The organism is Amycolatopsis sp. FU40, assembly GCF_021903635.1.
GTDB classification, from domain to species: Bacteria; Actinomycetota; Actinomycetes; order Mycobacteriales; family Pseudonocardiaceae; genus Amycolatopsis; species Amycolatopsis dendrobii.
The window spans coordinates 1,474,838-1,492,429 of sequence record NZ_CP091381.1; the positions used below are offsets into that span (position 1 = coordinate 1,474,838).

Annotated in this window: 1 protein-coding gene; it reads left to right on the top strand. The window is 72.3% G+C overall.

Annotated elements, in window-relative coordinates:
* The first annotated feature begins 21 nt into the window (after positions 1-21).
* Positions 22-17,586, top strand: a complete 17,565-nt coding sequence (locus L3Q65_RS08045; RefSeq protein WP_237599230.1) for a non-ribosomal peptide synthetase — start codon at positions 22-24, stop codon at positions 17,584-17,586.
* Positions 17,587-17,592: the final 6 nt, after the last annotated feature.

Genomic DNA, 17,592 nt, shown 5'->3' on the forward strand with positions numbered 1-17,592 from the left:
CCCGGAAGGTAGCGAACAACGATGACCGCCCCAGACAAACCGGCCGGACCGGACCCGGTCGCCGGCCTGCCCGAGCTGTTCGCCGCACAGGTGCGGCAGGCGCCGGACGCGCTCGCCGTGGAGAGCGCGGAGATCCGGCTGACCTACGCCGAACTGGCGGGCGAGGCCGGCAAGCTCGCCGCGTACCTGCTGCGGCTGGGGTTGCGCACGGAGGACCGGGTCGGGGTGCTGGCGGAGCGCTCGGCCGGGCTGATCGTCGCGGAACTGGCCGTGGTGACCGCGGGTGGCGCCTACGTGCCGCTCGACCGCCGCGCGCCGGACGGCCGGTTGCGAACGCTGCTGGTCGAGGCCGGGGTCACGGTGCTGCTGACCGACGATCCGGTCCGGGCCGCGGAAATCCACAGTGGACAGATCGTCGTGCTCGGGCGGACTTTGCCGAAGGCGGAGTTCCCTTCGGTGGCAACGCATCCGGACAATCTGGCGTATCTGATGCACACGTCCGGCTCGACCGGAACGCCCAAGGGGGTCGCGGTCAGGCATCGGGACGTCGCGGCGCTCGCGGCGGACCGCAGATTCGCCGGGGACGCGCACCGGCGGGTGCTGCTGCACTCGCCGGCGGCCTTCGACGCCTCCACCTACGAAATGTGGGTGCCGCTGCTGACCGGCGGCACCGTGGTGGTCGCACCTCCCGGCGACCTCGACGTGGAGAGCCTCCGCGAAGTTCTTTCCCGGTACGACGTCGGGGCGATCTGGTTGACGGCAGGCCTTTTCCGGATCGTCGCGCAGGAAGCCCCGGACTGCTTCCGAGGCGTGCGAGAGGTCTGGACCGGTGGCGACGTCGTCCCGCCCGGAGCGGTCCGGCGGGTGTTGCGGGCATGCCCCGGCGTCACGGTCGTCGACGGATACGGCCCGACCGAGACCACCACCTTCATGACGGCCCACGCGGTCCAGTCGGCGGACGTGACGGCGATGCCGATCGGCCGCCCGCTGGACGACGTGCGCGCCTACGTCCTGGACGACGCGTTGAATCCGGTCGCGCCCGGCGAACCCGGCGAGCTGCACCTGGCCGGCGCGGGGCTGGCCCGCGGCTACTGGGCGCGCCCGGGGGCGACGGCGGAGAAGTTCATCGCCGATCCCGGCGTGCCGGGCGAGCGGATGTACCGCACCGGCGACGTGGTCCGCTGGAACGACCGGGGCGAGCTGGAATTCCTCGGCCGCACCGACGACCAGGTCAAGATCCGCGGGTTCCGGGTGGAACTCGGCGAGATCGAGGGCGTGCTCGCCGCGGACGACACTGTCGCCGAGGCCGTGGTCGTCGCGCGCGAGGACGGGCCGGGGACGAAGCGCCTGGTCGGCTACGTCGTGCTGGCGCCAGGCGCGCCGCGGAAAGACCTGAAAGCCGTCGCCGCGGCGGTATTGCCGAGCTATGAGGTGCCTTCGGCGATGGTCGTGCTGGACGAGCTTCCGTTGAGCGACAACGGGAAGGTGGACCGGAAAGCGCTGCCCGCACCGTCGGCGGAACCGGACGGCATCGAGCCGAGAACCGGCACTGAACGCGCTGTCGCCGGGATCGTCGCGGAAGTGCTGGGCCTGGACCGCATCGGCGTCGAGGACGATTTCTTCGCCTTGGGCGGCGACTCGATCCTGGCCGTGCAGGCGTTGTCCCGGCTGCGGCGCACGATCGGCGCGGACCTCTCGGCCCGGGCGCTCTTCGACGCGCCCAGCGTGGCCCGACTCGCGCGGCTGCTGGACAACGGCCCGCGAGCCGAGCAGCAGGCGATCCCGGCCGAGTCTCCGCGGGAACTGCTCCCGCTGTCTCCGGCGCAGCGCCGGTTGTGGCTGCTGGACGAGATGACCGGCGGCAGCACTGAGTACAACACCGGCGTCGGGATCCGCCTGTCCGGACCGCTCGGCCTCGACAAGCTGCACCGGGCGCTGGCCACTCTGTGCGCACGGCACGAATCGCTGCGAACGACCTTCGATTCCGTTGCGGGACAAGGCATGCAGCGGATCGCGCCGACCGGGGAAATCCCCTTGAGCATAGCGGATTCCGCCCCGGACGACGAGACGCTGAAGGCTGAATTGCGCGCACCGTTCGACCTCCGGACGGGCCCGCTGACCCGGGCCGTGCTGTTCCCGCTCGCGCCGGACGAGCACCTGCTTCTCCTGTGCCAGCACCACATCGTCACCGACGGCCGGTCGATCGCCGTGCTCACCGGCGAACTCCTCGACCTGTACGGCGGCGCGGTGCTGCCCCCGTTGCCGCTCGGCTACCAGGACTACACCCGCTGGCGGCTGGCGTCCGAACGTCTCGACCAGCTCGGCTACTGGCGCGAAGCCCTCGACGGCCTCGAACCCCTCGCGCTGCCGACCGACCGCCCGCGACCCCCGCAGCGCACCACCGAAGGCGCGGTGCACCGGCACGACCTGTCCGCCGATCTCGTCCGTGGCATCGCGGAAGCGGGCCGCGCGCAGGGCGCCACGCTGTTCATGACCCTGACCGCGGCCGTCCAGGTCGTCCTGGCCGCGTACAGCGGGCAGCGGGACATCGCGGTCGGCACGGCAGTTTCCGGACGTGACCGGGCCGAACTGGAGCAGCTGACCGGGTTCTTCGTCAACACCCTCGTACTGCGGTCCGCTGTGGACAGTGAGCGGCCGTTCGAACACTTCCTGGCGGAGTTCCGCGAAACCGTGCTCGCCGCGTTCGCGCACGGTGACGTCCCGTTCGACCGCGTCGTGGAGGAAGTCCAGCCCGAACGCGACCCGTCGCGGACGCCGTTGGTGCAGGCCGTCGTCGTCCTGCAACGCCCGCTGGTGGCAGACCGAAACGTCGCCGGACTGCAGGTCAGCGAGTACGCCCTGCCACGCCCGTCGGCGCGCTTCGACCTCGTGGTCGAGTTCTGGCCGCAACCCGAAGGCCTGCGCGTCACTGTCGAATACGCCACCGCGCTTTTCGACGCCGCCACCATCGAACGCCTCACGCAGAGCCTGGAAATCCTGCTTGCCGGCATCGCCGCCGACCCCGCGCGGCTGGTGGGCGACCTTCCGCTGCTCACCGCCGAGGACCGCCGGTTCCTGCTTCCGGCCCCGCCCGAAAGCACGCCCGCCGAAACGGTCCCCGAGCTGTTCGACCGATGCGCGGCGCACCAACCGGACCAGACCGCGGTAGTGAGCGGCGACGTCCGCCTCACCTACGCGGAACTGCAGTCCCGGGCGAACGGCCTCGCGCAGCACCTGATCCGGCGAGGCGTTCGCCCGGAGGAGCGGGTCGGCGTGCTGATGGACCGCTCGGCCGACCTCATCGTGGCCGTGCTGGCGATCCTCAAGGCGGGTGCGGCTTACCTGTCGCTGGACCTGCGCTCCCCGGCCGACCGCCTGCGCCGCGTCCTCGGCGGAGTGTCGCTGGTGCTCACCGACCGCACCTGGCACGACACCGCTGTCACTGTCCACCAGGGAACTTCCCTGATCGTGGCGGACGTCGGCGGGGCAGCCCCGGAAATCACGCTGAGCGCCCAGAATCTGGCCTACGTCGAGTACACCTCGGGCTCCACCGGCGTCCCGAAGGGCGTGGCAGTGCGGCACGCGGACGTCGCGGCACTCGCGACCGACCCGCGCTTCTCCGGCCACGAGCGCGTCCTGCTGCATTCCCCGCTCGCGTTCGACGCCTCGACCTACGAGCTGTGGGTACCGCTGCTCAACGGCGGCACCGTGATCGTCGCACCGCCCGGCGACCTGGACGCCGACGCGATCCGCCAGTTGGTCACGAAGCACGACATCACCGCACTCTGGCTGACCGCCGGACTCTTCCGGCTCTTCGCCGAGGAGTCGCCGGAGTGCTTCGCCGGACTCCGCGAGGTCTGGACCGGCGGCGACGTCGTACCGCCGCCTGCCGTGCGGAAGGTCCTCGACAGCTGCCCCGGGACCGCCGTCGTGGACGGCTACGGCCCGACCGAGACCACCACCTTCGCCACCTCGTTCCGGATGCCGGCCGAGGTCCCGGACGTCATCCCGATCGGCACGCCGCTGCGGGACGTCCGGATCCACGTCGTCGACGACGGGTTCCGGCTGCTGCCGCGCGGCGCGGCAGGCGAGGTCTGCATCGCCGGCGCCGGGCTCGCGCGCGGCTACTTCGGCCAGCCGGGCATGACCGCGGAGCGGTTCGTCGCCGACCCGTTCGGCGAGCCAGGGGCGAGGATGTACCGCACCGGCGACCTGGCCCGGTGGCGCACCGACGGGACGCTCGAATTCCTCGGCCGCGCGGACGACCAGGTGAAGATCCGCGGCTTCCGGGTCGAACCGGCCGAGATCGAACGCGCGCTGGCCGCCGAGGACGGGGTGGCGCAGGCGTTCGTGACGGTACGGGCGACCGGCGGGCGCAAACAGCTGGTCGGTTACGTGGTCCCGGCGAACGCGGACCCCGAAGCACTCCGCCGGGCGCTCGCGCGCACGCTGCCGGACTACTTGGTGCCCTCGGTGCTCGTCCCGCTGGCCGAGCTGCCGCTCACCGCCAACGGCAAGGTCGACCGTCGTGCGCTGCCGGAGCCGCAGGTCGCCGGCGAGCGGACGGTGGCCCCGCGCACCGAGCGGGAGGCTGTGCTCGCCGGGATCTGGGCTGAGGTGCTCGGTCTCGACCGCGTCGGCGTGGACGACAACTTCTTCGCCCTCGGCGGCGATTCGATCCTGAGCATCCAGGTGTGCGCCCGGGCCCGCGAGGCGGGGCTCAGCGTGACCACCGCCGACCTGTTCCGCCACCAGACCATCGCCGCGCTCGCCCCGGCCGTCGGCGAAGCGGCGGCGATCCCGGCACGCGGCCCGGAAAGCGGCGACGTCGTTCTCACCCCGGTCCAGCACTGGTATTTCGGGCTGGGTGCGGACCGCTTCGACCAGACGATCGCCGTCGAATTGCCCACTGACGTCGACTTGCCCGCGCTGATGCGCGCACTGGCCGCGTTGTCCGAGCGGCACGACGCGCTGCGGATGCGGTTCACCCACGACCGCGAGGCCTGGCACCAGCACAACGCCCCGGCCGGCGACGGGCACACGCTGCTGCGCTGGTCGCTGACCGGCGAGCCGCGGACCCTGCACCTGGCCGCGCACCACCTGGTCGTCGACGGCGTGTCGTGGCGGCTGCTGCTCGAAGACCTCGGCCGCGCCTATCAGCAGGCCGTGCGCGACGAGCCGATCGACCTCGGCCCGCGGACGACGTCCTTCCGCGAGTGGGCGGGAAGGCTGGCCGAGCACGCGGCAGCGGGCGGCTTCGACGACGAACTCGCGCACTGGTGGGAACTGCCCGCGCCCAGCCCGCTCCCGGTCGACGGCACGGCGGAGAACACCTTCGGCCGAGCCCGCGTCGTCACCGCCCGGCTCACCGCGGACGAGACGCACGCGCTGCTGCGCGAGGTGCCGCGGGCGTACCGGACGCAGGTCAACGACGTGCTGCTGGCCGCGCTGGGCCGGGTGCTGGGGGACTGGACCGGGCACCAGCCGGTCGTCGACCTCGAAGGGCACGGCCGCGAGGACCTGTTCGCCGGGGTCGACCTGTCGCGGACGGTCGGCTGGTTCACCAGCATCTTCCCGGTGGCGCTGGACGTTCCGGACGGCTGGGGCGCGGCGCTCAAGGCGGTCAAGGAACAGCTGCGCGCGGTCCCGCGCCGGGGGATCGGCTACGGCGCGCTGCGGTATCTCGCCGGGTCGGCGCCGGTGATCGAACCGCAAGTGAGCTTCAACTATCTCGGCCAGTTCGATCTGCCCGGCGACCTGGCCCTGCACCGGGAACTCGCGCTGGACGTCTCGCCCGGCGCCGTCCGCCCGCACTTGCTGGAAGTGGTCGGCCGCGTCGAGGGCGGCGAGCTGGAGCTGGCCTGGCACTACGCCGAGGGGGTCCACGAAGAGTCCACTGTGGACCGGCTGGCCGCGGCGATGGCCGAAGCGCTGCGCGAGATCGTCCGGCACTGCGCGGAGCCGGGTGCGGGCGGGCGGACGCCGTCGGACTTCCCGCTTGCCGGGCTCGATCAATCCGCAGTGGACACACTGGCCGGCGACGGCCGGGACGTCGAGGACATCTACCCGCTGACGCCGATGCAGGCCGGCATGGTGTTCCACGACCTCGCCCAGCCCGGCGACCGAGTCTACTTCGAACAGATTTCGTTCACTGTGGACGACGTGCCCGACCCGCACCGGCTCGGCGAGGCCTGGCGGCGGATCGTCGAGCGGACCCCGATCCTGCGCAGCCGGATCGTGTGGGACGGCGTGCCGCAGCCGCTGCAGGTCGTGCACCGCGCGGCCGAACTGCCGGTGTCCTATCCGGACTGGTCCGCAAGAGACAGTGAGAAAGCACTGGCGCAGCTGCTGGAGCAGGACCTCGCCGAAGGCTTCGACCTGGCCCGAGCCCCGCTGGCGCGGCTGGTCATCGCACGCGAATCGGCCAGCACCGTGCGCGTGCTCTGGACCTTCCACCACGTCCTCCTCGACGGCTGGAGCGTCTTCGGCATCCTCTCCGACGTCATCGCCCTGCTGCGCGGCGAAGAACCGCCCGTCCGGCCGCCGTTCCGGGACTACGCGGCCTGGCTCGCCGCTCAAGACGACGAGCGCGCCGAGGAACACTGGCGGGCCGAACTCGCCGGGGTCGCGCCGACTCCGTTGCCCCTCGAACGCCCCGCCGTCCGCACGCACACGTCGAGTTCGACCGGCCGGATCCCGGTGGAACTGGACGACGAGACGTCCGCCGCGGTGTACGCCTTCGCGCGGCGGCACCGGCTGACGGTCAACACCGTCGTCCAAGGCGCGTGGGCCGCGTTGCTGGCTCGCTACAGCGGCGAAACCGAGGTGTGCTTCGGCGCGACGGTGTCCGGCCGTCCGGCGGAACTGCCCGGCGCGGACGACATTCCCGGCATCTTCATCAACACCCTGCCAGTGCGCGTCCGGCTCGACGGGACCCGCGCGGTCTCGGAGTGGCTGCGCGATCTTCAAGCGGCACAAGCGGAATCGCGCCGGTTCGGACACGTCGGCCTGACGAAGCTGCAAGCGTGGAGCGGCGGCGGGAGCCTGTTCGACAGCATCGTCGTCTTCGAGAACTACCCGATCGACGAGGTGCCCGAGCTGCGGGACGTCCGCGCGGCCGAGCGGACGAGCTACCCGCTGGGCGTCGTCGCCTATCCAGGCCGCCGGTTGTCCATGATCCTCACGCACGACCCGGCGCGGATCGGCGATACAGCGGCGGCAAGGCTCGCGCAGCACCTCGAAGCGCTGGTCCGAGGCATGGTCGCGGCTCCGCACGAGCCGGTGTCGCGGGTGCCGATGCTTTCCGAGGCCGAGATCGAGCATCTGCTAGCCGAGCGGAACGCGACTGCCCGCCCGCTGCCGGCCAAGTCGGTGCCGGAGCTGTTCGAAGCCCAGGCACGCCGCACCCCGGACGCTGTCGCGCTCGTCACGGACGACGAGCAGATCACCTACCGAGAGCTCGACCGCCGCGCGAACCGGCTGGCCCACCGGCTGATCGCCGCGGGCGTGCGGGCCGAGGACCGGGTCGCCGTCCTGATGAACCGCTCGCCGGAACTCGTCGTCGCGGAGCTGGCGATCGTCAAGGCCGGCGGCGCCTACCTGCCGCTGGACCTGCGCGCCCCGGCCGAGCGGCTGCGCCTGCTCCTGGAAGAGGCCGCGGCAACCGTCCTCCTCGCCGACGCCGCGTGGCTGGCGACCGCCGAGGAAGTCCACCTCGGCACCATTCTCACCGGCGAGAGCAGCGCCCCCGAAACGCCGCCCGCCGTCCGGGTCGATCCCGAACAGCTCGCGTACGTCATCTACACCTCCGGCTCCACCGGCCGCCCCAAGGGCGTTTCGGCCCGGCACTGCGACGTCGTAGCGCTCACCATCGACCGGCGGTTCGCCCGGCACGACCGGATTCTGCTGCACTCGCAACAGGCCTTCGACGCCGCGACCTACGAACTGTGGGTGCCGCTGCTGGGCGGCGGCACCGTCGTGCTGGCCCCGCCCGGAGACGTGGACGTCGAGACGCTCGGCCGCTCGCTCACCACGCACGGCGTGACCGGCGCGTTCCTCACCACCGGCCTGTTCCGCCTGGTCGCGCAGGAATCGCCGGAGGTCTTCGCGGGCGTGCGGGAGGTCTGGACCGGCGGCGACGCCGTCCCCGCGGCCGCACTCCGCCGGGTCAAGGCGGCCTGCCCGGACACCCTGGTCGCCGACGTCTACGGCCCCACCGAGACCACGACGTTCGCGACCGTGCACCCGCTGCCCGGCGAGGTCCCGGACGTCGTCCCGATCGGCGGGCCGCTCGACCACACCCGCGTGTACGTCCTCGACGGCGACCTCCGGCTCGTCCCGCCCGGCGCGCCCGGCGAACTGCACATCGCCGGCGCGGGCCTGGCGCGCGGTTACCTCGGCCGGTCCGGGCTGACCGCCGAGCGGTTCGTCGCGGATCCGTTCGGTCCGCCGGGGGAGCGGATGTACCGCACCGGCGACCTCGTGCGCTGGAACGACGAAGGCGCGCTCGAATTCGTCGGCCGGGCGGACGAGCAGGTCAAGATCCGCGGGTTCCGCGTCGAACCGAGCGAAATCGAGGCCGCGCTCGGCGAGCATCCCGGCGTCGAACAGGCCGCCGTGCTGGCCCGCGAGGACGGCGGCGTGAAGCGGCTGGTCGCCTATGTCGTCGGGGAAACGGACGGCTTGGCGGAGTTCCTCGGCCAGACGCTGCCGGACTACCTGGTGCCCGCCGCGTTCGTGCGGCTGGAGCGGTTCCCGGTGAACGTCAACGGAAAGCTCGACCGCCAGGCGCTGCCGACCCCCGAGTTCGGCGCGCGGGACCACGTCGCGCCGCGTACCGAACGCGAACGCGCGATCGCCGAGATCTGGGCCGACGTGCTCAGTGTCGAACGCGTCGGCGCGACCGACGACTTCTTCGAACTCGGCGGCGACTCGATCCTCAGCATGCAGGTCGTCTCCCGCGCCCGCCGGGCCGGACTGGAACTGCAACCCGGCGACCTGTTCGCGCACCGCACCCCGGCCGCGCTCGCCGCGGCGGCCCGCACCTCGACGACGGCAGCCGAGCGCGGTCCGGTCCACGGCCCGGTGCCGCTCACCCCGATCCAGCAGTGGTTCTTCGCGACGCAGACCGCCGAACCGGACCACTTCCATCAGTACGTCCGCTTGGGAACGCTCGATCCGGACGCGGCGAACGCGGCCGTCGAAGCGCTGCTGACCCACCACGACGCGCTCCGGATGCGCTTCGCGCGCGGCGAAACGCACTGGCTCCAGGAGAACGGCCCGGTCGGCGCCGAGGCACCGCTGGTCCGGTTCGAGCAGGACCGGCTGTCCGTGCATCACCTCGTCGTCGACGGCGTCTCGTGGCGCGTGCTCCTCGAGGACTTCGAGCGCGCCTACAACCAGGTTCTGGAGGGCAAACCGATCGACCTCGGCCCGCGCACGACGTCCTTCCGCGACTGGGCGATCCGGCTCTCGGAACACGCCGAGGCGGGCGGCTTCGACGACGAACTCGATTACTGGCGCGGCGTGTCCGGCCGCACCACGGTGCCGGTCGACGGCCGGGGCGACGCGACCGTCGCATCGATGCGCTCGGTGACCGCCCGGCTGTCCGCCGCGGAGACCGGCGCGCTGCTGCGAGACGTCCCGAAGGTCTACCGCACGCAGGTCAACGACGTGCTGCTCACCGCCCTCGGCCGGGTCCTGCGCGACTGGACCGGCGGGACCGCCGTGGTCGACCTGGAGGGCCACGGCCGCGAGGACCTGTTCGACGACGTCGACCTCTCCCGGACAGTCGGCTGGTTCACCACGGTCTTCCCGGTGGCGTTGGAGGTCCCGGACGACTGGGGCGCGGCGCTCAAGTCCGTCAAGGAACAGCTTCGCGCGGTACCGCGGCGCGGGATCGGCTACGGCGCGCTGCGGTACCTGACCGGCACCGCGCCGGAGATCGACCCGCAGGTGAGTTTCAACTACCTGGGCCAGTTCGGTTCCGGCCGTCTCGAATCCGACGAAAGCCCGCGTTCGGCTCGCGCACACCTGCTCGACGTCGTCGGCCGCGTCGAGGCCGGCGAACTCGAATTGACCTGGTACTACGCCGAAGGCGTCCACGACCGGTCCACTATGGACACCCTGGCCGCCGCGATGACCGGTGCGCTGCGCGAGATCATCCGGCATTGCGCGGAGCCGGGAGCGGGCGGCCGGACGCCGTCGGACTTCCCGCTGGCCGCGCTCGACCAGTCTGCTGTGGACGAATTGGCCGGCGACGGCCGCGAGGTCGAGGACGTCTTCCCGCTGACGCCGATGCAGTCCGGGATGGTGTTCCACGCGCTGTCCCAGCCCGGCGAACGGGTCTACTTCCAGCAGGTCGGGTTCGTGCTCGACGGCGTCCGGAACGAAACCGGCCTGGCCGCGCTGGAACGGGCGTGGCAGCAGGTGGCCGACCGGACGCCGGTGCTGCGGACGCGGATCGCCTGGGAGGGCGTGCCCGAACCGGTCCAGGTCGTCCAGCGGCGGGTCCCGGTCCCGATCGCCCGGCACGACTGGCGCGACCGCACCCCGGACGAACGCGACCAGGCGTGGCAGGAACTCCTCGCCGGCGACCGGGCCCGAGGACTCGATTTCACCGAAACGCCGTTGCTGCGACTGGCTTTCGCGCGGCTGTCGGACACTGAGGTCCGCGTGCTGTGGACGTTCCATCATGTCCTGCTCGACGGCTGGAGCGTCTTCGGCGTGCTGTCCGACGTCTTCGCCGCGTACTCCGGTGCCGAACTGCCCGAGCGACCGCCGTTCCGCGACTACGTCGCTTGGCTGGACCGGCAGGACGACGCGGCCGCCGAGGACCACTGGCGGCGCGAACTCGGCAGCCTCGTCGCACCCGCCCGGCTGCCCTACGACCGGGCTCCCGCGCAAGCGCACACGAGCCGGTCGTCGGAATGGCTGCGCGTGCCGGTCGAAAACTCCGGACGGCTGCGCGCCTTCGCCCGCCGAGCCGGTCTCACGCTCAACACCGTCTTGCAGGGTGCGTGGGCGCTGGTGCTGGCCCGGCTCAGCGGCGAGCGCGATGTCTGCTTCGGCGCCACGGTTTCCGGCCGTCCAGTCGACCTGGCGGGTGCGGACGACATCACCGGCATCTTCATCAACACCCTGCCGGTGCGGACCACCGTGACCGGGGCCGACGTGACCGAGTGGCTGGCCGAGTTGCAGTCCGCGCAGGTCGAATCCCGTCGCTACGGCCACCTTCCGCTGACGAAGCTGCAAGCGTGGAGTGGTCGCGGCGGAAGCCTTTTCGACAGCATCGTGGTCTTCGAGAACTATCCGATCGACGACGCGGCTGCGCCCGGACTGCGGCTGCGCGACGTCGACGCGGCCGAGACGACGAACTACCCGATCAGCGTTGTCGCGTCGCCGGGGGAGCAGCTGACCCTCGATGTCGGCTACGACCCCGACCTGTTCGACGCCGAGACCGCCGAGCGGATCACCCGGCAGCTCCTCGCCGTGCTCGACGCCTTCAGCGCGGGCCCGGGATCGCTGGAAGACATCGACCTCCTCACCGAGGCGGAACGCCACCAGGTGCTGGTCGAATGGAACGACACCAGCCGGCCGCTCCCGGAAGACGACCTGATCGACCTGTTCGCCGAGCAGGTCCGGCAAGCGCCGGAAGCGGTCGCGGTGGCGGGCGACGGGGTCCGCCTGACGTACGCGGAGCTGGACCGGCGATCCGACCGGCTCGCCCGCTACCTGGTTTCGCTCGGCGCGCGGCCGGAAACGCTCGTGGGCGTGCTGATGGACCGTTCACCAGGCCTGGTCATCGCTGAGCTGGCGATCGTCAAAGCCGGTGCGGCCTACCTGCCGCTCGACACGCGCGCGCCCGAACCCCGGCTCAAGACTCTGCTGGACGGCGTGCAGATCCTGGTCGCCGACGACACGTGGCGCGATACCGCAGCGAAGGTCCACAGCGGACCCACGGTCGTGCCCGGCGACCACACCGCGGTCGCGAAGCTCCCGAAGGCAGATCCGGCCAACCTGGCGTACGTCATGTACACCTCCGGTTCGACCGGAAAGCCGAAGGGCGTCGCGCCCAGCCGCCGCGACATCGTGGCGCTCGCGGCCGACCGGCGCTTCGCGGGGCACCGCCGGGTCCTGCTGCACGCGTCGCAGGCTTTCGACGCCTCGACCTACGAACTCTGGGTGCCGCTGCTGGGCGGCGGCACGGTCGTCGTCGCCCCGCCCGGCGACCTCGACCTCGAGACCCTCGGCCGCCTGTTCGCCGAGCACCGCGTCGACGCTTCCTTTCTCACCACCGGCCTGTTCCGGCTGGCCGCGAAGGAAGCTCCGGAGATCTTCCGCGGACTGCGGGAAGTCTGGACCGGCGGCGACGCGGTCCCGTCGGCCGCGGTGCGGCGGGTGCGGGAAACCTGCCCGGACACGACCGTCGTGGACGTCTACGGCCCGACCGAGACCACGACGTTCGCACTGGCGCATCCGGTCCTCGGCCCGGTGCCGGACGTCGTGCCGATCGGGAAACCGCTGGACAACACCCGCGCGTACGTCCTCGGCCCGGATCTGCGGCCGGTGCCGCCGGGCGCGCTCGGCGAACTCCACCTCGCCGGCGCGGGCCTCGCGCGCGGCTACTACGGCGCCCCCGGCCTGACCGCCGAGCGGTTCCTGCCCGACCCGTTCGGGCCGCCGGGGGAGCGGATGTACCGCACCGGCGACCTCGTCCGCTGGAGCGCGCAGGGCGAACTGGACTTCGCCGGCCGCGTGGACGAGCAGGTCAAGATCCGCGGGTTCCGGATCGAACCCGGCGAGGTCGAGGCCGCGCTCGCCGCGCACCCCGGCATCTCCCAGGCCGCGGTGCTGGCGCGCGAGGACCACGGCGTCAAACGGCTCGTCGCGTACTACACCGGCGAAGCGGACGACCTGCCCGGGTTCCTCGGGCGAACCCTGCCGGACTACCTGGTCCCGGCCGCGTTCGTCCGGCTCGGCCGATTGCCCTTGACCGGCAACGGAAAACTCGACCGGCACGCCCTGCCCGCCCCGGACTTCGCCGCGACCGGCGCCCGCACCGCCCCGGCGACGGAGGCCGAACGGGTCCTGGCCGGGATCTGGTCGGAGGTGCTCGGCGTCGAGGACGTCGGGGCCGAGACGAACTTCTTCGAACTCGGCGGCGACTCGATCCTCAGCATCCAGGTCGTCTCCCGGGCCCGCCGGGCCGGGCTGATCCTGTTGCCGCACGAGGTGTTCCGGCATCCGACGCTGGCCGCACTGGCCGCGCACGCCGGCGGCACCCGCGGGCCGAAGGCCGAGCAAGGCCCGGTCGTCGGCGAAGCGCCGCTCACGCCGATCCAGCGCTGGTACTTCGAAACCCAGCCGGAACGGTTCGACCAGCGGGTCGTCCTGGAATTCGCCGAGGACGTCGACGAGCCCGCGCTGCGCCGCGCCCTCGAAACGGTCTGGGCGCACCACGACGCCCTGCGCCTGCGCTTCGGCCCGGCGCAGCACAGCGACCCGGCCGGACCGGTGGAACTGCTCGTCGGCGAGCCCGCTTTCGACGTCGAACACGGCCCGCTGCTGAACGCGGTCCTCGACCGACGACGGCTGCTGCTGGCCGCCCACCACCTGGTCATCGACGGCGTATCGTGGCGGATTCTCCTGGAGGACCTGGAAACCGCTTACCGCGGCGAAGACCTCGAACCGAAGACGACGTCGTTCCTCGCCTGGGCCCGGCGGCTCGCCGAACACGCCGAGGCAGGCGGTTTCGACGACGAACTCGCCCACTGGCAGTCGCTCCCGCCGGTTCGGCCGGGCGAGCCGGGCGCGATCGCCGACACCCGCGAGGTCACCGTCCGCCTCACCGCCGAGGAAACGCGGGCGCTGCTGCAGGACGTCCCCGAGGTCTACCGGACGCAGGTCAACGACGTGCTGCTGACCGCGCTGGGCCGCGTCCTGCGGGACTGGACCGGCGAAACCCCGGTGATCGACCTCGAAGGGCACGGCCGCGAGGACCTGTTCGAGGGCGTCGACCTGTCGCGCACGGTCGGCTGGTTCACCAGCATGTTCCCGGTCGCGCTGGACGTCCCGGACGAATGGGGTCCCGCGCTGAAGTCCGTGAAAGAACAGCTGCGCGCGATCCCGCGGCGAGGCATCGGTTACGGCGCACTGCGCTACCTGACCGGCACAGCACCGGCGATCGACCCGCAGGTGAGCTTCAACTACCTCGGCCAGTTCAGCGCCGCCGAAGGCGGGCTGTTCCGCGTCGGCAGCCTCGACGCCGACGTCGATCCGGACGCACCCCGCACCCACGTGCTCGACGTAGTCGGCCGGGTCGAAGCAGGCGTGCTGGAACTGACCTGGTCGCACGCCACCGCCGGGGACACCGTCGAAACCCTCGCCGAGCAGATGCTGGCGGCGCTGCGGGAAATCATCGCGCACTGCGCCGAGCCGGGCGCGGGAGGGCGCACCCCGTCCGACTTCCCGCTGGCGGCGCTCGGCCAGTCCACTGTGGACAGTCTGGTCGAAGGCCGGAACGTAGCGGACATCTACCCGCTGACGCCGATGCAGGGCGGGATGGTCTTCCACGGCCTGTCGCAGACCGCGCAGGGCATGTACTTCGAGCAGGCGACCTTCGTGCTGGAAGGAGTGACCGATCCGCAGCGGCTCGGCGAGGCGTGGCAGCAGGTCGTCGACCGCACGCCGGTCCTGCGCACGTCGTTCGTCTGGACCGGGGTGGACGAGCCGGTCCAGGTCGTGCACCGCGAGGCCGAACTGCCGGTCCGGCACCTCGACTGGAGCGACCTGGACGGGCACGACGACGAACTGGCGCGGCTGCTGGCCGAAGACCGTGCGCAAGGCCTCGACCTGGCCGTCGCGCCGCTGGCCCGCATCGCGCTCGCCCGGCTGTCCGACACGGAAGTCCTGGTGCTGTGGACGTTCCACCACGTCCTCCTCGACGGCTGGAGCGTCTTTCAGGTGCTCTCGGACGTCTGCTCCGCGTACGCCGGGCAGCCGCTGCCGTCGCGGCCGCCGTTCCGCGACTACCTCGCCTGGCTCGGCGAGCACGACCAAGCCGCTTCCGAGGAGTTCTGGCGCACCGCGCTCGCCGGGATCGAAGGCCCGACGCAGCTGCCGAGCGACCGGACCCCGCCGTCCGGCCACTCCCCGTGCTCGGCCGAGTGGCTGCCCGTCCGCCTGGACCGGCCCGCCACCGCCCGGCTGGACGCGTTCGTCAAACGTCACGGCCTCACGCACAACGTCGTGCTGCAGGGAGCGTGGGCGCTGCTGCTGTCCGTCTACAGTGGACAGAAGGACGTGGTCTTCGGGGCCACGGCTTCCGGCCGCCCGGCCGAAGTGCCCGGGGTGGACGACATTCCCGGCATCTTCATCAACACCCTGCCGGTGCGGGTCGCCGTGGACCGGAGCGCTCGCGTCGCGGACTGGCTCGCCCGGTTGCAGGCGGCGCAGGCCGAAGCGCGCGGGCACGGGCACGTGCCGCTCGCGCGGGTCCAGGGCTGGGCGGGCCTGCCGGGCGGGGTGAACCTGTGCGACAGCCTCGTGGTGTTCGAGAACTACCCGATCACCGGCGCGGCGGCGGGACACGGGCTGACCGTGCGCGACCTGTCCGCCCGGGAGACGACGAACTTCCCGATCACCGTCGTTGCCTCGCCCGGGTCGGAGCTGTCGGTGGACCTTGGCTACGACCCGGCGCTCTTCGACCCCGCGACGGTGACGGACCTGGCGGCGCGGCTGCTGGACATCCTCAGCGGCCTGACCTCGGACGGAGACCGCGCGCTCGGCGCGGTCCCGGTCATGACCGCGGCCGAGACCCAGCTGCTCGCCGAACGGGCCGGCGCCTGCGGCGCACCGGAACCCCGGTCGTTGCCCGACCTGTTCGCCGAGCAGGTCCGGCAGCGGCCGAACGCGCTCGCGGCTGTCCTCGGCGGCGAACCGGTCACGTACGCCGAGCTGAACCGGCGGGCCAACCGCCTCGCGAACCGCCTGGCCGGGCTCGGGCTGCGGCCGGAAGAACCGGTCGGGCTCGCCGTGGACCACGCGGCCGCGGTGATCGCCGAACTGGCCGTGGTCAAGGCAGGCGGTGCGTACCTGCCGATCGACGCGCGTGCTCCGTTCGAGCGGCAGCGGGTGCTGCTCGACGGGGTCCGGTTCATCGTCGCCGCGGAAGAACATCCGCTCGGCCAGACCGTGCTGCTGTCCTCTGTGGACGATGAACCGGACAGCGATCCGGACCTCGCCGTCGACCCGGACCAGGCGGCCTGCGTGATGTACACGTCCGGCTCGTCGGGGGTGCCGAAGGGCGTGGTGGTGCGCCACCGCGACGTGGCGGCGCTGGCCGCCGACCACCGGTTCCGCGGCGGGGCGCACGAACGGATCCTGCTGCACTCGCCGCTCGCGTTCGACGCCTCGACTTACGAACTGTGGGTGCCGCTGCTCACCGGCGGCTGGGTCGTCACCAGCCCGGACACCGGCCTCGACGCGCCGCTGCTGCGCGGGCTGGTCCGCGAGCACGGCCTGACCTCGGTCTGGGTCACCGCCGGGCTGTTCCGGGTTCTCGCCCAGGAAACGCCGGAGTGCTTCACCGGCCTGCGCGAGGTCTGGACCGGCGGCGACGTCGTCCCGGCGGAGGCGGTGCGGCGGGTGCTGGCCGCGTGCCCGGGGCTGCGGGTCGTCGACGGCTACGGCCCGACCGAGGCGACGGTCTTCGCGACCGCGTACCCGATGGACGCGCCGCCGCCGGACCGGATCCCGATCGGCCGCCCGCTGGACGGCACCCGCGCCCGGGTGCTCGACGCGGACCTGCGCCCGGTGCCGCCCGGCGTTCCCGGCGAACTGTGCCTGGCCGGCGCGGGCCTGGCCCGGGGCTACCGGGACCGGCCGGGGCTGACCGCGGACCGGTTCGTCGCCGACCCGGACGGGCCGCCGGGGGAGCGGATGTACCGCACCGGCGACGTCGTCCGCTGGCGGCCCGACGGCACGCTGGAGTACCTCGGCCGCCGCGACGACCAGGTCAAGCTGCGCGGGTTCCGGGTCGAACCGGGCGAGGTCGAGGCCGTGCTGGCCCGGCATCCGGACGTCGCGCAGGCCGCGGTGCTCGTGCGCGAGGACCAGCCGGGCGCGAAGCACCTGGTCGCGTATGTCGTGTCAGCGGCCGAAGAAGAAGCGCTCAGGCAGTTCCTGGCCCGGTCCCTGCCGGACTACCTGGTGCCGTCGGTGTTCGTCGCGCTCGACCGGCTTCCGGTGAGCGCCAACGGGAAACTGGACCGGCGTGCGCTGCCCGCCCCGCGGGCGGCGGGGACCGGGCACGTCGAACCGGCGACGGAGACCGAGCGCGCGCTCGCCGGGATCTGGGCGGAGGTGCTCGGCGCGGACCGCGTCGGCACCCAGGACAATTTCTTCTCCCTCGGCGGCGATTCGCTGCGCAGCCTGCACATTTCCGCCAAAGCCAGCGCGCTCTTCGACGTCCGGCTGACCCCGGCCGACGTGATGGCCGCTCGCACCGTCGCCGCGCTGGCCGAAACCGTCGAAGACCTCGTGCTGAGCGAGCTGGAACGGCTTGCCGCAGAACTGGAATCGTGAGGACTC